The sequence below is a fragment of the Neisseria sp. HMSC070H10 genome (genome assembly GCF_001837635.1).
GTDB classification, from domain to species: Bacteria; Pseudomonadota; Gammaproteobacteria; order Burkholderiales; family Neisseriaceae; genus Neisseria; species Neisseria subflava_A.
Genome location: NZ_KV833376.1, coordinates 155,515 through 172,799 on the forward strand (window position 1 = coordinate 155,515; position 17,285 = coordinate 172,799).

Here is a 17,285-nt window from a genome sequence, read left to right on the forward strand (position 1 = left end):
GTGCAATACAGCACCGGGCTAAATTGAAGCCACTGGAAAAACTTTAGGCGCAGGTTTGTCTTTGATAAACAAGCGGTTCAACACTTCGCCCGTGCGCAGATCGATAAACTTCTGATTGGTGGTCGGGCTGTCCAAGCCGCCCAGCTCCATCTGCCAGCGGCCGGTTTTCAGATACGTCAGATAAGTCAGGATGCCATCTGAAACCGCCTCCAACTCCTCACGCTCCAGGCCTGTGTACAAACAGGCTTTCAAACCTTCCTGCGTAACAATAGCCAGCATTTTCTGTAAGGCTTTCGGTTGCCACTCCCCGCCCATAAACAACACGCAGCTAATTAGCCCGCGATAGCGTTTCAGACGGCCTTTTAAATACTCCTCGGTCAATTCCGTGCCGATACCCTCTTTCCATGTATCGGCACTGTGGCAACCTTTGCAACGCAGCGGACAACCTGAAAACAGAAATGCCAGCGACACTTCGCCGGGCACTTCCTGCCAAACAATTTGCTCAACTGTAAATTTCAAGCTACTCATTGCAATACCATAAACACAAGATATGGTGCGAATTAAAACACAAGACTACTAGATATGGTATTTTTATTTAACAATGTATTTTACTCATATAATAGATTTTTATTATTTATCTAATTGTCTATTACTATAAAATAGCAGTTTTAAACAAATAAAAAGGCCGTCTGAACACGATTCAGACAGCCTGTAATTAAAAAAAGAAAAGCAAACTCCGTTATAACAAAGACAGTTTTAACAAATCAAAAAAGGCCGTCTGAAATCATCTTTCAGACGACCTCAATTTCAGGTTTTAGCCCCGATTCGAGCCTTTAACCATATCCATCAAAAACAATCGGCAATCCAAGTTACCATTAAACAGCGGAATTTTACGCTTCGGAGAAAGGCGCATAAATTTCGGCATATCGCGATCGCCGGTAAACATCCCAGCCAGCCAGCCTGCGTAGTGCTGTTTCAACCATGTGCCCAGTTGCGGATAAAGCGCCTGTAAAGCCTGAATTTCGGCAAGGCGCACGCCATAAGGCGGATTGGAAATCATAATGCCGTGTTCGCCGTTCGGTCGCGCGGCCTGCGCATCTTGCACGTCAAAGCGGATGAAATTATACACTTCGGCGGCTTGGGCATTCGCCAATGCGGCACGAATCATATAACGGTCGTTGTCGCTGCCGGAAATGGGCGCGGCTGCCGGTTTGATTTGTTTTTCAGCTTCACGGCGCAGGGCTTGCCATTTTTCTTTGTCGAAGTTTTGCAGTTTTTCAAAACCGAAACGGCGCATCAAACCCGGCGCACGGTGTGTTGCAATCCATGCAGCCTCAATGGCAATCGTGCCGCTGCCGCAAAACGGGTCTTGGAAAGGCTGCGTACCATCGTAACCTGCCAAAAGCAGCAAACCTGCCGCCAAATTTTCCCTCAATGGCGCTTCGCCGGTATCCTGACGATAGCCGCGTTTGAAGAGTGCTTCGCCGGAAGTATCGATAAAGATTTCCACGTTGCGCTCATCGATAAAGGCATGAATGCGGATATCGGGGTTGATTTTGCCCACGCTCGGACGCGCATCATAAATATCGCGGAAGGCATCGCAGACGGCATCTTTGATTTTCAAACCGACAAAATCCAAGCTTTTCACATTGGCGCGCTTGCCTTCAACTTTGACCTTGAAGGTCTGCTCCAGCTTAAACCAACCTGTCCAATGCAGATTTCGTGCCAATTTGTAGATATCGTGTTCATTACGATAACCGCCTTTGGTCAAGCGCAGCAAAACGCGGCTGGCAACGCGCGAATACAGGTTGATACGATACACCTGCTCCATCGTGCCTTTACATGCCACACCGCCGTCAACAGCGCGGATATCCTGACATGCCATGCTTTCAAGTTCCTGCGTCAAAGGCGCTTCCAAACCGCGAGGACAAGTGATAAAAAGTGAATAAACCGTCATATAAAACCTTTCCGGGTAGGGCTATCCGAACCACTCGGATAACAAATAAAAACAATATTATAGCCGAAAAACCAAAAGGCCGTCTGAAACTTCAGACGGCCTTTGAATAAAGCTTGCTTAGTGATCCAAACTATCGGTTTCCACTTTAACCGCTTTATCGGTTTTATCTTCCGGCAAAACCAAGTTCAACAATACCGCCATAATACCGCCTGCGGAAATTGAGTTTTGGAACAATACCGGCAGGTTTTTGAACACTTCCGGCTCAAATGCCACGCCCAAACCCAAACCGACAGAAGTAGCCGCGATAACTGCTTCACGACGGCGAATACCGTGGCTGACCAGAATCCGCACGCCGGCAATCGCAATCAGGCCAAACATCAATACCATCGCGCCACCCAAAACCGGACTCGGAATCGTGGTAAACGCACGGCCGATAACAGGGAACAAACCCAACAATACCAAAATAGCCGCGATATATTTGCCCACATGGCGCGAAGCCACGCCGGTCATTTGAATCACGCCGTTATTTTGCGCAAAAGTAGTCAAAGGCAAAGAGCCCAACGCAGTCGCAATCACAGACACCAAACCATCTGCCAATACGCCGCCGCGTAGACGTTTGGTGTATTCCTCACCCTCAATCGGCTGCTCGGAGACCATTGCTGTCGCCGTCAAATCGCCCACTGCCTCAAATACGCTCAACAAGAAAATCGCACCGGCGACAATAAACGCGTGCCAATCAAATGCGAAACCATATTTAAACGGAACAGGCAGGGTAATCAGCGGCAGGTTTTGCAGGGCGGAAAAATCTACTTTACCCAAAAACAGCGCAACAATATAACCAACAATCAAACCCACCGCGATGCCGCTCATACGCAGCAATGGATTTTTCAAGCAGTTGAAAACCAATACAATCAGCAACACCAGCGATGCCAAACCCAAGTTTTCCATCGAGCCGAACGTACCGTCTGCTTTCGCACCGAAGCCGCCGCCGAAATCGGTAATGCCGACATGTACCAAGCTCAGGCCAATCAGCATGACGACCACACCGCTTACAGTCGGCGTAATCACTTTTTTCAGATAAGGCAAAAGCCAAGCGGAGAAGCACACCAAAAACGCGCCGACAAAGGACACGCCCAAAAGCGTTGAAATCATCGCATCTTCAGTCAAGCCTCCCTCTTTCATGCCGGTACCAAGTGCAATCATCACGGTAACAAAAGAGAAGTTGACCGACTGAATCGACAACATGCCCGAACCGACCGGCCCGAAACGGTTGACCTGCAAATAAGTGCCGACACCGGAAGCCACCATTGCCATCGACACCAAATAAGCCGTCATTTCAACCGGCAGCTCCAACGCCCCGCCGACAATCAGTGCCGGAGTAATCATCGGGACAAAAATCGCCAGAAGGTGCGTAACCGCACTCAACAACGCATTCCCAAACGGCGGCTTATCTTCCAAACCATAAACCAAATCAAGCGGTTCCGCTTGTTTTTCAGTCATTCCGGCCATGTTGAACCTTCTCTCAAGAATCGTTAAAAAATATTAAGATGCGTATTTTAACCAATTTGAAATGTATCAGCAAATTCAAAACCATCAGGCCGTCTGAAAGTTCCGCCCAACCGTTTTCAGACGGCCTTAAACCGCCTTAACACATTTTAATTCTTGACATCATTTTTCCATCTCAAAACAAACAAACCAATGATTTAAAAATGTATTATTCATTAAGATAATGACAAGTCACCATTAAACGGCAAAGCCGCTTAGCGGATATGTTTCACACAAACAACAAAGTAAGCTACAATCCGATGAATAATTCACCCACACCATAAAATTAAAGGTTTCCGTATGTTAAAAGGCAGTCTGGTTGCCCTGATTACTCCGATGAATCAAGACGGCAGCATCAACTACGAACAACTTCATGACTTAATCGACTGGCACATTGAAAACGGCACTGACGGCATCGTCGCAGTCGGCACCACCGGCGAGTCTGCCACCCTGCCTGTCGAAGAACATTTGGCCGTTATTGAAGCCACTGTCAAACACGTCAACAAGCGCGTTCCCGTTATCGCCGGTACAGGCGCCAACAATACTGTAGAAGCCATCGCCCTTTCCAAAGCAGCCGAGCAAGCCGGTGCGGACTACACCTTATCTGTTGTTCCCTACTACAACAAACCTTCGCAAGAAGGCATTTACCAACATTTTAAAGCCATCGCCGAAGCCACTTCGATTCCGATGATTATCTATAATGTTCCCGGCCGTACCGTCGTGAGCATGAGCAACGACACTATTTTGCGTTTGGCCGAGATTCCGAATATCGTCGGCGTGAAAGAAGCCAGCGGCAATATCGGCAACAACATCGAATTGATCAACAGCGTTCCTGAAGGTTTTGCCGTGTTCTCCGGTGACGATCCTACCGGCCTGCCTTTCATGCTGTGTGGCGGTCATGGCGTGGTAACCGTCGCAGCCAACGTTGCACCGAAACTCTTTGCCGATATGTGCCGAGCCGCCCTTGAGGGCGATATTGCGACCGCCCGTCGTCTAAACGAGCAACTTATCCCAATTTATAACACCATGTTCTGCGAGCCCAGCCCGGCCGCGCCCAAATGGGGCCTGAGCTTATTGGGCAAATGCGAACCCCATGTTCGTCTGCCTTTGGTAGCACTGACCGAAGCCGGTCAAGCCAAAGTCCGAGCCGCTCTGGAAAAATCAGGACAAATCTGATCCGGAAATAAGGCCGTCTGAATCCCAAACACCCTTTTCAGACGACCTCCCTGTTAAGAACTCCATCCACAGGAAAACAAGATGACCTATATCAAACCCATCGTAGTAGCCCTCGCCCTGATTAGCATGACTGCCTGTTCCGGCAGCAAAAAAGAACAACCCAAACTCGACTATCAAAGTCAATCACACCGCTTGGTCAAACTGGAAGTACCACCTGATTTGAACAACCCAGACCAAGGCAACCTCTATCAATTACCGGCAGGCAGCGGTGCCGTCCGCGCCAGCGACTTCAACAAACGCCGCACTCAAGCTGTACAACAACCTGCCAATGCAGAAGTCTTGAAATCCGTTAAAGGCGTACGCCTTGAGCGTGACGGCAACCAACGCTGGTTGGTTGTCGATGGCAAATCGCCTCGCGAAATTTGGCCTTTGCTGAAAGTGTTCTGGCAAGAAAACGGTTTCGACATCAAATCTGAAGAACCTGCCATCGGCCAAATGGAAACCGAGTGGGCAGAAAACCGAGCCAAAATCCCTCAAGACAGCCTGCGCCGTCTGTTGGACAAAGTCGGCTTGGGCGGTATCTACTCTACCAGCGAACGCGACAAGTTCATCATCCGCATCGAACAAGGTAAAAACGGTTCGACCGACATCTTCTTCGCCCACAAAGGCATGAAAGAAGTTTATGCCGACCGTAAAAAAGACACTACGATGTGGCAACCGGGTGAAAACGACCCTAACCTCGAAGCCGCATTCCTCGCCCGCTTTATGCAATATTTGGGCGTTGACGGTCAGCAAGCCGAACAGGCTCTGACCCAAAGCGTTGCCGCCCGCAGCAATGCTTCTGAATTGGCGCGTGTGGACAACGGCACTTTGTTGCTGGCAGGTGATTACGGCCGCAACTGGCGCCGTACCGCCCTTGCGCTTGACCGCATCGGCCTGACTGTTATCGGTCAAAATGCCGAACGCCGTGCTTTCTTGGTTCAACAAGCACCAACCGAAGGCGAAGCAGTTGCCAATAAAAAACCGGGCCTGTTCAAACGCGTATTTGGCAAAGGCAAAGCAGAAGCGCCAAAGACTTATCCTGAAATCATTGTTTATGTTGAGCCTATCAACAATGGCGCACGCCTCCATCTGTTGAACAAAGACGGCAGCCCATACAAAGGCAGCGATGCCTCCACATTGCTGAGCCGCCTGCACACAGAATTGCGTTAATCCGTTATTCGACTTAAGGCCGTCTGAAATATTCAGACGGCCTTTTTAACGAATCCAGCATGGTTTCAAATTCCCAATCTGACGTTATAATCAGAACATTTCCCCCCTCCCCCAAGCTGCCATGACCCGACAAAAAGCCTATCTGCTCCTGACCGCCCTGTTTACCCTGATGTTTATCGTACTGATTCTGTTGGGCGCTTATCTTCTGAGCATTCACAGCAAACAATTTGCCGTTGCCGCCTTTCTGTTTGCCTTTGCCGCCGTTTTTGCCCAAATCGGCAGCCTTGCCCTTTACATCCGCCACAAAGCACGCGCACAAATGGCTCGTATGCAGCAAACCGAAAACCATTAAGGAAAAACCATGTTTGAAAAAATCGTCCTTGCCAGTGGCAACGCAGGCAAACTCAAAGAATTTTCCCGCCTCTTCGCCGACTTAAACATCGAAGTCCTGCCACAATCACAGTTCAATACGCCCGAATGTCCCGAGCCGTACCATACCTTTGTTGAAAATGCCCTGGCTAAAGCACGCCATGCCGCCAAATACAGCGGCTTACCGGCACTTGCCGACGATTCCGGCATCTGCACCAACGCCTTAAACGGCGCACCCGGCATTTTCTCCGCCCGTTATGCAGGCGAAAACCCCAAATCCGATGCCGCAAACAACGCCAAACTGTCTGCAGATCTTGCCGATAAAGACGACAAAAGCTGCTACTACGTCTGCGTACTCGTACTCGTCCGCCACGAAAACGACCCGCAGCCCATCATCGCCGAAGGCATCTGGCGCGGCCAATGGCAGGCAGAAGCAGCCGGCAAGAACGGCTTCGGCTACGACCCGCATTTCTATCTGGCCGAACACAGTTGCACCGCCGCCGAGCTTGATCCCGAAATCAAAAACGCCGAAAGCCACCGCGCCCAAGCATTGCGTGAATTGTTAAGAAAAATCGAATCCTTATAGACCAAAGGCCGTCTGAAACCTTCAGACGGCCTACCTCACATTCATTCCCATGCCCAAGCCCACACCTGAAGAATTGGCAGCCTTTGCAAAACACGTTGCTGCCTTCATCCCAACCACACCTGACGAACTTCTTCAACTCATTGACAGTCAAAAAACTGCTACCGTCTTTTTAGGCAAACCAAGCTGTTCATACTGTCGCCGTTTTGTTGCAAAACTGCTTACCGTTTCCTTAAACAAGCAGCTTACCATCCGCTTTACAGACAGCAGCAACAAAGCGGCTTTGAAAGATTTTCGTGAACAACACGGCATCAAAACTGTTCCCGCATTACTCAACATCTCACAAGGCAAAATAAAATTTGTCTGCAATTCCAAATTATCAGAAGAAGAAATTGAAGCTTTTTTGAGCGCTTAGACTGCGCAAATTTCCTACTGATTACTTTCCCGGCCGACATTTCAGTTAAAATAAAGCCCTAAAAATTTCAGACGGCCTCGAGCCTCAACACATATCATGACCCAAATCACCTTCCAACGCCCCGGCCAGCTAACCGCCCTGCCCCCTTTATCACTCTATATCCACATTCCGTGGTGCATCAAAAAATGTCCGTATTGCGACTTCAATTCCCACAGCCTGAAAAACGGCCTGCCGGAAGAAGCCTATATCGATGCCCTATTAACCGACCTGCAGCTTGAGTTGCCGAATATTTGGGGCAGACCGGTGGAAACCATATTCTTCGGCGGCGGTACGCCCAGCCTGTTTCAAGCAGAATCGATTGACCGTTTGTTAAGCGGCGTGCGCTCACTGTTGCGCTTGCAACCCGAAGCGGAAATTACTTTGGAAGCGAACCCCGGCACATTTGAAATTGAGAAGTTTCAAGGATTTAAAGACGCAGGTATTACGCGCCTGTCTATCGGCGTACAAAGTTTTAACGACGATATGCTTGCTCGATTGGGACGCGTTCACAACGGCAAAGAAGCCCTGACAGCCATTGACACTGCCTTGAAATTATTTGAAAAAGTCAATATCGACTTGATGTATGCCCTGCCAAACCAGACGGTTCAGACGGCCTTAAACGATGTGCAAACCGCTATCGCAACAGGCGTATCGCATATCAGCGCATATCATCTGACCATGGAGCCGAACACGCCTTTTGGTCATACGCCGCCAAAAGGTTTGCCGCAAGATGAAGCAGCATTGGATATTGAAGATGCCGTACACGGCGCATTGGAAAACGCAGGCTTTATCCACTACGAAACATCGGCTTTTGCAAAACCTAGTATGCAGTGTCGCCATAATTTGAACTACTGGCAGTTTGGCGATTACTTGGGCATAGGCGCGGGCGCGCACGGCAAAATTTCCTATCCCGACCGCATTGAGCGCACCGTCCGCCGCCGCCATCCCAACGACTATCTTGCCGCCATGCAGAGCAATCCGCATGAAGCAGTTGAACGCAAAACCGTTGCTGCCGAAGACCTTCCATTTGAATTCATGATGAACGCCCTGCGCCTGACCGACGGCGTACCTGCTGCAACGCTGCAAGAACGTACCGGTGTCCCCACTGCAAAAATTATGGCTCAAATCGAAACCGCCAGACAAAAAGGCCTGCTTGAATCAGACCCGACCGTGTTCCGCCCGACCGAGCAAGGCCGTTTGTTCTTAAACGACTTGTTACAGTGTTTTTTATAAATGCGGTTTTACAACAGCTAAAACATTTTTAGATTTGCTTAATTTACAACAAGAAAATACAATCAGAATAATTGTTGGGGTAGGTGCTCGTGTGGCTGTGAATCATGCTTCAACAAAAGTTGAGACAGCTAATTCATATCATGAACGTAAAGAAACTAAAACCGGCGTAGGTGCAATGGCTGGTATAAGTTACGATGTAACTGTAGCATTGGATGCAGGCTATCGCTATAACCATTGGAGCAAGATCAATAACGTTAAGCTCCATACTCACGAAGTATCTGCCGGTGTACGCGTAAAATTCTAATTTTTAAATACTTGGCATGAAGTAATCATTGCTTCATACATCAAGTAACAAAAGGCCGTCTGAAACCTGTTTCTCAGGATTTCAGACGGCCTTTTAACTTCTTTAAATATATCTAACTTTTTGCTGCTTTTACTTTTGCTGCAAACCATAGCGCGGCAGCCGTACCTGCCATATCGGCAATGCCGTCCGCGATCGAACCTTGGCGCGTAGCAGTCAGAAATGCCTGAGCCAGCTCGCTTCCTACTGCAAACAATAAAGCGGCAAACAGAATGCCTTTATAGGGAATATTCCTATTGTCTTGAATAAATATTTTTGCGCACAGCCATGCCTGACCAAAAAACAGTCCGAAATGGCCGACTTTATCAAAATGGGGGAATGGCGGCGGGCTATTGCCGCCCTCTTTGAAAAGTAAGGCATAAATGGCGGCCACAAACCAGATTAAGGCAGCGACAGTAAATTTGTTTAATGGTACGGCTTTCATTTGTCAGCCTCTTCATCCAGCCATGTTTGGCAAATACCTGCCAAGCGGACAAATTTCCCACCCCGCGCCTCCAAAATATTACGCCATTGTGCCACTTCTTCTGCATCCGGGGCATCTTCAATACTGCATTCGTAAAGGCAAAAGTCTAATGTTTCGCCAACAACGCCGGGGGCTTCGGTCTGCATCAGGCTGGTCAGTTCGTTCATATTTACTGTTTCTTTAATTGGTTTATCGCTAGCCAGACTGCGCCGTCTGTTTTCAGGCCGTCTGAACATGATGTACAAGGTTGCCCGTTTGATTCGGGTACGCTTACTTACTGTGTAAAAAACGCGTTACCTCTTCCCATTCGCCATTTAACACGGCCGGCAATCCTTGCAGGGATTTGGCGATGGAATCATCAATTTGCTGTCTATGTTCCGCCGACGGTTTATTCAACACATAACCAACAACCAGATTACGGTCGCCCGGATGATCAATACCCAAGCGCAGGCGGTAGAAATTAGGCGTACCCAAACGAGCCTGAATGTCTTTGAGACCGTTGTGTCCGCCGTTGCCGCCACCAAGTTTGAATTTGATACGGCCGCATGGAATATCCAGCTCGTCATGAACCACCAAGATTTCCTCCGGCTTGATTTTGTAAAACTGAGCCAAAGCGGCAACTGCCTGACCGGAGCGGTTCATAAAAGTCATGGGTTTGAGCAGCCAAACATCGCCATCAGGCGTAGCAGCGCGCGCTACTTCGCCGTAAAATTTCTTTTCGTCTTTAAAATTGACTTTCCATTTCCACGCCAGTTCGTCCAACAGCCAAAAGCCGACATTGTGGCGCGTTTGTTCGTATTCTTGGCCTGGATTGCCCAAACCGACGATTAATTTAATTTTCAAGCTCATTACTGTTCTTTCAGTTTGACAGGCCGTCTGAAAAGTTTCAGACGGCCTTGGATTTATTCTTGCCCGGCGCGTTTACGTCGCGCTTCTTTCGGATCGATCAACAATGGACGATAAACCTCAATCCGATCGCCATCGCGCAACACCGTCTCGTCTTTCACGGCCTTGCCGAAAATACCCAAAGGCGCTTGTTGCAAATCCAACTCTGGAAACTCTACCTCCAAACCGCTTTTCAATGCGGCTTCGCGTACGGTTGTCCCTTCGGCAACGGTCATACCCTTCAACACTTGCCTATCAGCCAGTCCGTAAACAATTTCAATCTCAAGCATAGCGGCGGTCAGCCTCTTTAATAAAAGCATCCACCAGCGTGCCGGCGAGGTGGCCGAATACGGGGGAAATCATGGCAGAGAGTACGGCATTGGAGAAATCGTATTCTAATCTGAATTCGACTTTACACATATCATCGCCCAAGTCGATAAATTTCCAAGTGCCGCGCAGGGTTTTAAACGGCCCTTCGAGCAAATCCATGCGGATTTCCTGCCCCGGGATATTGTGGTTGTGCGTTGCAAACGACTGCTTGACACGCATATAGTCCATAAACAGGCGCGCTTTGAGCTCGTTGCCTTTGCGTTCGATGACTTCGGTCTTGCTGTACCACGGCAAAAATTTTGGATAGTCCTCGACCTTGTCCACCAGCTCAAACATTTCCTCAGCGCTATGCAGTACCAATACGTTTTTCTCGACTTTTTTCATGTGGTTGTAGACCTTGTTTTTGAATATTCGGGGTTCAGACGGCATGATTTAGAAAAATATCCGCCCTACTTTGGGACAAAATTCCCAATTTAAACCGCTTCTCCATTTTGTTTCGCTTCCAGCCATTCCCAGCGTTCCAGCTTTTCCAAAAGCGACATCTCGATTTCTTCAGCCCTGCTTTGCAATGCACCTGCTTTCTCATAATCTTTGAAGATTTCAGGATCGGAAAGCTGGGTATTGATTTCAGCCTGCTCGGTTTCCAAAGCGGCGATTTCGTCAGGCAGGGCGTCGAGTTCACGCTGTTCTTTATAGGAAAGTTTGACTGTGCGGTTGTCTTTGGGTTTGACTTTCTCAGGCTCGGCAACCGCTTTGGGCGCGGAGGCCGTCTGAATTTTCTCTTCGCGTGATTTTGCGTCGATATAGTCCTGATAGCCGCCGATGTATTCTTTCAGACGGCCTTGTCCTTCGAAAACAATGCTTTGGGTAATCACATTATCCAAGAACATACGGTCATGCGAGACGAGGAATACCGTGCCTTGGTAATCGCGCAGCAAATCTTCAAGCAGCTCTTGGGTATCGATGTCCAAGTCATTGGTCGGTTCGTCCAAAACCAAAATATTAGCAGGACGGGTAAAGAGTTTCGCCAGCAGGAGGCGGTTGCGTTCGCCGCCGGAGAGCGATGAAACAGGGCTTTGCGCGCGGGCGGGGTGGAACAAGAAATCTTCCAGATAGCTCATCACATGTTTTTTCTTGCCGCCGACTTCAACGTAATCGTTGCCTTGACCGAGCGTGTAAAACACGGTGTCGTTTTCGTTCAACGCGCTGCGGAATTGATCGAAATAGGCAACTTCCTGCTTACTGCCGATGCGGATTCTGCCGTAAGTCGGCTGCAATTCACCCAAAATCAGCTTGAGGAAGGTGGTTTTGCCGATACCGTTTGGACCGATTAAGCCGATTTTGTCGCCGCGCTGCAAGATGGCGGAGAATTTGTCCATGATGACTTTGTCGCCATAGGCAAACGAGGCATGTTCCAGTTCGGCAATGATTTTGCCGCTTTTCTCGCCGCTGTCGAGCTTGAAGTTGACCTGCCCTTGTACATTGCGGCGTTCGGCGCGTTGGCGGCGCAGTTCTTCCAAACGACGCACGCGGCCTTCGTTACGGGTACGGCGCGCTTCGATGCCTTTGCGTATCCATGCCTCTTCCTGAGCATGGAATTTGTCGAAGAGGCGGTTGTGTTCCGCTTCAACCGCCAATTCCTGCGCTTTTTTCTCGCTGTATTTGGAGAACGAGCCGGGATAGGATCGTAGAATGCCGCGGTCAAGTTCGACAATGCGCGTGGCGATGTTGTCCAGAAAACGGCGGTCGTGGGTAATCACGACCAGGCTGCCTTCAAATGCTTTGAGCAGGTTTTCCAGCCAGATAATCGCGTCGATGTCCAAATGGTTGGTCGGTTCGTCCAGCAGCAATACGTCGGGCTTCTGCACCCAAGCCTGCGCCAAGGCGACGCGCTTTTTCTGCCCGCCGGAGAGGTTGCCGATTTTTTCGTTTTCCGGCAAACCGAGTTCGCCCAAAGTCTGCTTTACTGCCGCATCCAGCTTCCAACCGTCCTTTGCTTCGATTTCAAGCTGCAATTCGTTGAGTTCTTTCAATAAGGTTTCACTTGAACCATTTTCCAACTCATGGCTGACGCGGTGGTAACGGCCCAGCAAATCGCGGATTTCGCCCAAGCCTTCGGCAACGGTGTCGAATACGGTTGCTTCCTTATCAAAAAAGGATTCCTGCGGTACATAAACGATTTTGAGGTTATTTTGAACAATAATCTGCCCGTCATCGAGCTTTTGTACGCCTGCAAGGATTTTTAAAAACGAAGACTTACCCGCGCCGTTGCGGCCGATTAAACCGATTTTCTCGCCGCTGTCGAGTTGAAAAGAAGTTTTGTCGAGCAAGGCGACATGGCCGACGGCAAAAGAAGCATTTTCTACGGATAAGATATTCATGGGGAAACTTCAAAAAAGAAAAGGGGGACATTTTAACCGATTATCGGCAGATATTTACCGATAATCATATGAAATTGAAAGTATCAGACCGTCTGAAAGCAGTTTTCAGACGGCCTTCATTATTATTCTTGAACCTTCAAACCAAAATGCAGATAGGCTCGTTCGGTTGCCACGCGTCCGCGCGGTGTACGCTGTAAAAAGCCCTGCTGAATCAGATAAGGTTCAATCACATCTTCGATGGTATCGGTCGATTCGCCAATCGCAGCAGCCACGTTTTCCAAACCGACAGGGCCGCCGCTGAATTTGTGCAGAATCGCCTCAAGGAATTTCCTGTCCATCACATCCAAACCCTGCCCATCCACATCCAGCATACTCAAGGCAGCATCGGCAATTTCCGCATCAATGACGCCGTTGTTTTTCACATCGGCATAATCACGAACTCGTCGCAAAAGGCGGTTGGCAATACGCGGCGTACCGCGGCTGCGCTTGGCTACTTCCATCGCACCCTCCTCACCCATTTCCAACTGCAATAGTTGAGCAGAACGGGCAACAATAGTCGCTAAATCTTTATTCTGATAAAACTCCAATCGGGATACGATACCGAAACGGTCACGCAACGGATTGGTTAGCATGCCGGCGCGGGTAGTCGCCCCCACCAATGTAAACGGCGGCAAATCGATTTTGACCGAGCGCGCGGCCGGTCCCTCGCCTATCATGATGTCCAACTGATAATCCTCAAGCGCAGGATAAAGGATTTCTTCAACCACAGGGCTTAAGCGGTGGATTTCATCAATAAACAGCACATCATGCGGCTCGAGGTTGGTCAATAAAGCAGCAAGGTCGCCGGCGCGCTCTAAAACCGGGCCGCTGGTTTGGCGCAAATTAACGCCTAATTCTTTGGCAATAATGTGCGCCAAAGTAGTTTTTCCCAAACCCGGTGGGCCAAACAACAAAGTATGGTCAAGCGCTTCGCCACGTTTTTTCGCCGCTTGAATAAAAATAGCCAGCTGCTCTTTGGCCTTATCCTGCCCGATATAGTCGTCTAAAGTTTTCGGACGTAAAGCGCGTTCAAGCAATTCTTCCTGAGCTGAAATATTTTGAGCAGTGATAATGCGCTGAGGTTGTGCAGAAGTAAGATTATCGGTTTGTAACATAATGTTTCTAAATTTGAAGATCATTCCCGGCCCGTTATTTCAGACGGCCCGAACAATCAGATAAAGCGGTTAAATTATGATTTTGGCCATTATACCCGATAAGGCCGAGCCGCTTTTCCCTCAAATCTAAATCACACAAAAATTTTCGTTTTCAGACGGCAAAAGCAACGTATAATAAACGGTTAATTCAAATACCTATCGCATTCAGGAGAACACATGAGCCTCAAGCAAAAAGTCATCGCCATCGACGGCCCCAGCGCATCCGGCAAAGGGACGGTTGCCTCACGCGTAGCCGAAGCCTTGGGTTTTCTTTACCTCGATTCCGGTGCGCTTTACCGCCTGACCGCGCTTTACGCACAAAAACAAAATGTCGCCTGGACAGATGAAGATGCCGTCAGCACACTGGCAGAAACTTTGCCCGCACAATTTGAAGGCGGCGTCGTATTATTAAACAGCGAAGATGTATCCGAGCAAATCCGTACCGAAGCGATCGGCATGGGCGCATCTGCCGTCGCGCAGTTGCCTAAAGTGCGCACAGCCCTTTTGCAGCGCCAACGCGATTTCCTGACCGAGAAAGGTTTGGTCGCCGACGGCCGCGATATCGGCTCGGTTATTTTCCCTGATGCCGCATTAAAAATTTTCCTGACCGCAAGTGCCAATGTCCGCGCTCAACGTCGTGCCAAACAACTCGGTATCCCATACGAAGGGGTTGCATTCGAGCGTATCTTGTCAGACATTGAAGCGCGCGACGAAGCAGACCGCCGCCGCCCTGTTGCCCCATTGAAACAGCTGCCCGACGCCCTGCTTTTAGATACCGACAACCTTTCTATCGAAGAAGCTGTAAAAAAAGTGCTTGATTGGTATCATAAAGTTTAAAATTTGGAGTATAATCGCGAAGTTTTCATTTCAGACGGCCTGTTAACCCTAATAACAAGGCCGTCTGAAAACATTTCCCAACCTGCCGCGCCAAGGGCGGCAGGTCATTTCAAACCTAACCCGCACCCCTTGGCGGTGTACCGAAAAGAGTATATATGACTATGGAAAATTTTGCCCAGCTGCTGGAAGAAAGCTTTACCCTGCAAGAGATGAACCCAGGTGAAGTGATTACTGCCGAAGTAGTCGGCATCGATCAAAACTTCGTTACCGTTAACGCAGGTCTGAAATCAGAATCTCTGATTGATGTTGCTGAATTCAAAAACGCTCAGGGCGAGATTGAAGTTAAAGTTGGCGATTTCGTTACCGTTACCATCGAATCTGTTGAAAACGGCTTCGGCGAAACCAAACTGTCCCGCGAAAAAGCCAAACGCGCTGCCGACTGGATCGCTTTGGAAGAAGCTATGGAAAACGGCGACATCCTGTCCGGCGTTATCAATGGCAAAGTCAAAGGCGGCCTGACTGTTATGATCAACAGCATCCGCGCATTCCTGCCGGGTTCTTTGGTTGACGTACGTCCTGTAAAAGACACTTCTCACTTCGAAGGCAAAGAAATTGAATTCAAAGTGATCAAACTGGACAAAAAACGCAACAACGTCGTTGTGTCTCGCCGCGCTGTTCTGGAAGCTACTTTGGGCGAAGAACGCAAAGCCTTGCTGGAAAACCTGCAAGAAGGTTCAGTTATCAAAGGTATCGTTAAAAACATCACCGATTACGGTGCATTCGTTGACTTGGGCGGCATCGACGGTCTGTTGCACATCACCGACTTGGCATGGCGCCGTGTGAAACACCCAAGCGAAGTTTTGGAAGTTGGTCAAGAAGTAGAAGCCAAAGTTCTGAAATTCGACCAAGACAAACAACGCGTTTCCCTGGGTATGAAACAACTGGGTGAAGATCCTTGGAGCGGCCTGACCCGTCGTTACCCACAAGGTACCCGCCTGTTCGGTAAAGTATCCAACCTGACCGACTACGGTGCGTTCGTTGAAATCGAACAAGGCATCGAAGGTTTGGTACACGTTTCCGAAATGGATTGGACCAACAAAAACGTACACCCAAGCAAAGTTGTTCAACTGGGTGACGAAGTTGAAGTCATGATCCTGGAAATCGACGAAGACCGCCGCCGTATCTCTTTGGGCATGAAACAATGTCAAGCTAACCCTTGGGAAGAGTTTGCCGCCAACCACAACAAAGGCGACAAAATCTCCGGCGCAGTTAAATCTATCACCGACTTCGGCGTATTCGTAGGTCTGCCTGGCGGCATCGACGGCCTGGTTCACTTGTCCGACCTGTCTTGGACTGAAGCCGGCGAAGAAGCTGTACGCAAATACAAAAAAGGCGAAGAAGTTGAAGCCGTTGTATTGGCCATCGACGTTGAAAAAGAACGCATCTCTTTGGGTATCAAACAACTGGAAGGTGATCCGTTCGGCAACTTCATCAGCGTAAACGACAAAGGTTCTTTGGTTAAAGGTTCTGTGAAATCTGTTGACGCCAAAGGTGCCGTAGTTGCTCTGTCTGAAGAAGTTGAAGGCTACCTGCCTGCTTCTGAATTCGCCGCTGACCGCGTTGAAGACCTGACTACCAAACTGAAAGAAGGCGACGAAGTTGAAGCCGTTATCGTTACCGTTGACCGCAAAAACCGCAGCATCCGTCTGTCTGTTAAAGCGAAAGACGCTAAAGAAAACCGCGAAGCGCTGAATTCAGTTAACGCCGCTGCAACTGCCAATGCCGGTACTACCAGCCTGGGCGACTTGCTGAAAGCCAAACTGTCCGGCGACCAAGAATAAGGTTGCAGACATGACGAAGTCTGAATTGATGGTTCGCCTCGCAGAAGTGTTTGCCGAGAAAAATGGCAACCAACTGCTGGCTAAAGATGTCGAATACAGTGTAAAAGTCTTGGTTGATACCATGACCCGCTCACTGGCTCGTGGACAACGTATCGAAATCCGCGGCTTCGGCAGCTTCGACTTGAACCACCGCCCTGCCCGTATCGGGCGCAACCCGAAAACCGGCGAACGCGTGGAAGTGCCTGAAAAGCATGTTCCTCACTTCAAACCGGGTAAAGAGTTGCGTGAGCGTGTAGACTTGGCATTGCAAGAAAGTGCTCATTAATACTTAGTAGCAAAACGCCGCAGAAATGCGGCGTTTTTTTTTGTTTTCACAAGAAATACCAAAGCCGGCTCTTTTCACGCATACCTTAATCGCACACTATTTCAACTATATTTACTACAATGCTTGTGCAAAAAACGCAG

The 17,285-nt window shown here is 49.1% G+C and carries 20 protein-coding genes; 10 read left to right on the forward strand and 10 right to left on the reverse strand.

What is annotated here, in order from left to right; all coding sequences use genetic code 11:
• Window positions 1–18 precede the first annotated feature (18 nt).
• The 3 genes from nrdG to HMPREF2606_RS06630 form a co-directional block, all read right to left on the reverse strand.
• Window positions 19–528, reverse strand: coding sequence for an anaerobic ribonucleoside-triphosphate reductase activating protein (nrdG, locus tag HMPREF2606_RS06620; RefSeq protein WP_070585463.1), 510 nt, complete (start codon window positions 526–528; stop codon window positions 19–21).
• A gap of 286 nt (window positions 529–814) precedes the next feature.
• Window positions 815–1,957: a THUMP domain-containing class I SAM-dependent RNA methyltransferase gene (locus HMPREF2606_RS06625; protein WP_070712694.1), complete on the reverse strand. Its 1,143-nt coding sequence runs from the start codon at window positions 1,955–1,957 to the stop codon at window positions 815–817.
• A gap of 117 nt (window positions 1,958–2,074) precedes the next feature.
• Complete coding sequence (locus HMPREF2606_RS06630) at window positions 2,075–3,466, reverse strand: nucleobase:cation symporter-2 family protein (protein ID WP_070712691.1); 1,392 nt, start codon at window positions 3,464–3,466, stop codon at window positions 2,075–2,077.
• A gap of 336 nt (window positions 3,467–3,802) precedes the next feature.
• Between HMPREF2606_RS06630 and dapA the strand changes: the two genes are divergently transcribed.
• From dapA to HMPREF2606_RS10750, 7 genes are all read left to right on the forward strand, one after another.
• On the forward strand, window positions 3,803–4,678 hold the full coding sequence (gene dapA / locus HMPREF2606_RS06635; RefSeq protein WP_070460828.1) for a 4-hydroxy-tetrahydrodipicolinate synthase: 876 nt from the start codon (window positions 3,803–3,805) through the stop codon (window positions 4,676–4,678).
• 81 nt (window positions 4,679–4,759) lie between these two features.
• On the forward strand, window positions 4,760–5,890 hold the full coding sequence (gene bamC, locus HMPREF2606_RS06640) for an outer membrane protein assembly factor BamC (RefSeq protein ID WP_049351545.1): 1,131 nt from the start codon (window positions 4,760–4,762) through the stop codon (window positions 5,888–5,890).
• A 121-nt stretch (window positions 5,891–6,011) separates the two neighbouring features.
• On the forward strand, window positions 6,012–6,242 hold the full coding sequence (locus HMPREF2606_RS06645; protein WP_003679018.1) for an NGO_0222 family membrane protein: 231 nt from the start codon (window positions 6,012–6,014) through the stop codon (window positions 6,240–6,242).
• Window positions 6,243–6,251: 9 nt separating this feature from the next.
• A complete protein-coding gene (rdgB, locus tag HMPREF2606_RS06650) occupies window positions 6,252–6,845 on the forward strand; it encodes an RdgB/HAM1 family non-canonical purine NTP pyrophosphatase (RefSeq protein WP_070712689.1) in 594 nt (197 codons plus the stop codon).
• A 49-nt stretch (window positions 6,846–6,894) separates the two neighbouring features.
• Window positions 6,895–7,257, forward strand: a complete 363-nt coding sequence (locus HMPREF2606_RS06655) for a thioredoxin family protein (RefSeq protein WP_070712687.1) — start codon at window positions 6,895–6,897, stop codon at window positions 7,255–7,257.
• Between the two features lie 96 nt (window positions 7,258–7,353).
• On the forward strand, window positions 7,354–8,529 hold the full coding sequence (hemW, locus tag HMPREF2606_RS06660; RefSeq protein ID WP_070712684.1) for a radical SAM family heme chaperone HemW: 1,176 nt from the start codon (window positions 7,354–7,356) through the stop codon (window positions 8,527–8,529).
• Window positions 8,530–8,563: 34 nt separating this feature from the next.
• Window positions 8,564–8,833, forward strand: a complete 270-nt coding sequence (locus HMPREF2606_RS10750; protein WP_083315951.1) for an opacity family porin — start codon at window positions 8,564–8,566, stop codon at window positions 8,831–8,833.
• Window positions 8,834–8,945: 112 nt separating this feature from the next.
• On the opposite strand, the gene HMPREF2606_RS06665 is transcribed toward HMPREF2606_RS10750, so the two are convergent.
• The 7 genes from HMPREF2606_RS06665 to ruvB form a co-directional block, all read right to left on the reverse strand.
• Window positions 8,946–9,314 carry a VanZ family protein gene (locus tag HMPREF2606_RS06665; RefSeq protein ID WP_070712681.1) on the reverse strand — a complete coding sequence of 123 codons (369 nt, stop codon included), beginning with the start codon at window positions 9,312–9,314 and terminating at the stop codon, window positions 8,946–8,948.
• Window positions 9,311–9,520, reverse strand: a complete 210-nt coding sequence (locus tag HMPREF2606_RS06670) for a dioxygenase (protein ID WP_070712679.1) — start codon at window positions 9,518–9,520, stop codon at window positions 9,311–9,313. The genes HMPREF2606_RS06665 and HMPREF2606_RS06670 overlap by 4 nt, the downstream gene beginning before the upstream one ends.
• 103 nt (window positions 9,521–9,623) lie before the next feature.
• Window positions 9,624–10,202: an aminoacyl-tRNA hydrolase gene (gene pth / locus HMPREF2606_RS06675; RefSeq protein WP_070712676.1), complete on the reverse strand. Its 579-nt coding sequence runs from the start codon at window positions 10,200–10,202 to the stop codon at window positions 9,624–9,626.
• A gap of 53 nt (window positions 10,203–10,255) precedes the next feature.
• Window positions 10,256–10,528, reverse strand: a complete 273-nt coding sequence (locus tag HMPREF2606_RS06680; protein ID WP_070712674.1) for an RnfH family protein — start codon at window positions 10,526–10,528, stop codon at window positions 10,256–10,258.
• On the reverse strand, window positions 10,521–10,952 hold the full coding sequence (locus HMPREF2606_RS06685) for a type II toxin-antitoxin system RatA family toxin (RefSeq protein WP_003747011.1): 432 nt from the start codon (window positions 10,950–10,952) through the stop codon (window positions 10,521–10,523). The genes HMPREF2606_RS06680 and HMPREF2606_RS06685 overlap by 8 nt, the downstream gene beginning before the upstream one ends.
• Before the next feature lie 89 nt (window positions 10,953–11,041).
• A complete protein-coding gene (locus HMPREF2606_RS06690; RefSeq protein WP_070712671.1) occupies window positions 11,042–12,949 on the reverse strand; it encodes an ATP-binding cassette domain-containing protein in 1,908 nt (635 codons plus the stop codon).
• 122 nt (window positions 12,950–13,071) lie between these two features.
• Window positions 13,072–14,103 carry a Holliday junction branch migration DNA helicase RuvB gene (ruvB, locus tag HMPREF2606_RS06695; protein WP_070712754.1) on the reverse strand — a complete coding sequence of 344 codons (1,032 nt, stop codon included), beginning with the start codon at window positions 14,101–14,103 and terminating at the stop codon, window positions 13,072–13,074.
• Between the two features lie 216 nt (window positions 14,104–14,319).
• On the opposite strand from ruvB, the gene cmk reads away from it, so the two are divergent.
• From cmk to HMPREF2606_RS06710, 3 genes are all read left to right on the forward strand, one after another.
• Window positions 14,320–14,979 (forward strand): (d)CMP kinase, encoded by a 660-nt coding sequence (gene cmk, locus HMPREF2606_RS06700; RefSeq protein WP_070712669.1) that lies wholly within the window; start codon window positions 14,320–14,322, stop codon window positions 14,977–14,979.
• A gap of 155 nt (window positions 14,980–15,134) precedes the next feature.
• Entirely contained in the window at window positions 15,135–16,820 is a 1,686-nt protein-coding gene (gene rpsA, locus HMPREF2606_RS06705) for a 30S ribosomal protein S1 (RefSeq protein WP_003678994.1), read from the forward strand.
• 10 nt (window positions 16,821–16,830) lie between these two features.
• Window positions 16,831–17,145: an integration host factor subunit beta gene (locus HMPREF2606_RS06710; protein ID WP_003678992.1), complete on the forward strand. Its 315-nt coding sequence runs from the start codon at window positions 16,831–16,833 to the stop codon at window positions 17,143–17,145.
• Window positions 17,146–17,285: the final 140 nt, after the last annotated feature.

Excerpts from the sequence above, each read along its gene's own strand:
- hemW (WP_070712684.1), top strand. The coding sequence starts at position 7,354 with ATGACCCAAATCACCTTCCAACGCCCCGGCCAGCTAACCGCCCTGCCC.
- HMPREF2606_RS06670 (WP_070712679.1), bottom strand. The coding sequence starts at position 9,520 with ATGAACGAACTGACCAGCCTGATGCAGACCGAAGCCCCCGGCGTTGTT.
- rpsA (WP_003678994.1), top strand. The coding sequence starts at position 15,135 with ATGACTATGGAAAATTTTGCCCAGCTGCTGGAAGAAAGCTTTACCCTG.
- dapA (WP_070460828.1), top strand. The coding sequence starts at position 3,803 with ATGTTAAAAGGCAGTCTGGTTGCCCTGATTACTCCGATGAATCAAGAC.
- HMPREF2606_RS06630 (WP_070712691.1), bottom strand. The coding sequence starts at position 3,466 with ATGGCCGGAATGACTGAAAAACAAGCGGAACCGCTTGATTTGGTTTAT.
- ruvB (WP_070712754.1), bottom strand. The coding sequence starts at position 14,103 with ATGTTACAAACCGATAATCTTACTTCTGCACAACCTCAGCGCATTATC.
- rdgB (WP_070712689.1), top strand. The coding sequence starts at position 6,252 with ATGTTTGAAAAAATCGTCCTTGCCAGTGGCAACGCAGGCAAACTCAAA.
- HMPREF2606_RS06645 (WP_003679018.1), top strand. The coding sequence starts at position 6,012 with ATGACCCGACAAAAAGCCTATCTGCTCCTGACCGCCCTGTTTACCCTG.
- HMPREF2606_RS06665 (WP_070712681.1), bottom strand. The coding sequence starts at position 9,314 with ATGAAAGCCGTACCATTAAACAAATTTACTGTCGCTGCCTTAATCTGG.
- pth (WP_070712676.1), bottom strand. The coding sequence starts at position 10,202 with ATGAGCTTGAAAATTAAATTAATCGTCGGTTTGGGCAATCCAGGCCAA.
- nrdG (WP_070585463.1), bottom strand. The coding sequence starts at position 528 with ATGAGTAGCTTGAAATTTACAGTTGAGCAAATTGTTTGGCAGGAAGTG.
- HMPREF2606_RS06685 (WP_003747011.1), bottom strand. The coding sequence starts at position 10,952 with ATGAAAAAAGTCGAGAAAAACGTATTGGTACTGCATAGCGCTGAGGAA.
- cmk (WP_070712669.1), top strand. The coding sequence starts at position 14,320 with ATGAGCCTCAAGCAAAAAGTCATCGCCATCGACGGCCCCAGCGCATCC.
- bamC (WP_049351545.1), top strand. The coding sequence starts at position 4,760 with ATGACCTATATCAAACCCATCGTAGTAGCCCTCGCCCTGATTAGCATG.
- HMPREF2606_RS06690 (WP_070712671.1), bottom strand. The coding sequence starts at position 12,949 with ATGAATATCTTATCCGTAGAAAATGCTTCTTTTGCCGTCGGCCATGTC.
- HMPREF2606_RS06625 (WP_070712694.1), bottom strand. The coding sequence starts at position 1,957 with ATGACGGTTTATTCACTTTTTATCACTTGTCCTCGCGGTTTGGAAGCG.
- HMPREF2606_RS06680 (WP_070712674.1), bottom strand. The coding sequence starts at position 10,528 with ATGCTTGAGATTGAAATTGTTTACGGACTGGCTGATAGGCAAGTGTTG.
- HMPREF2606_RS06655 (WP_070712687.1), top strand. The coding sequence starts at position 6,895 with ATGCCCAAGCCCACACCTGAAGAATTGGCAGCCTTTGCAAAACACGTT.
- HMPREF2606_RS06710 (WP_003678992.1), top strand. The coding sequence starts at position 16,831 with ATGACGAAGTCTGAATTGATGGTTCGCCTCGCAGAAGTGTTTGCCGAG.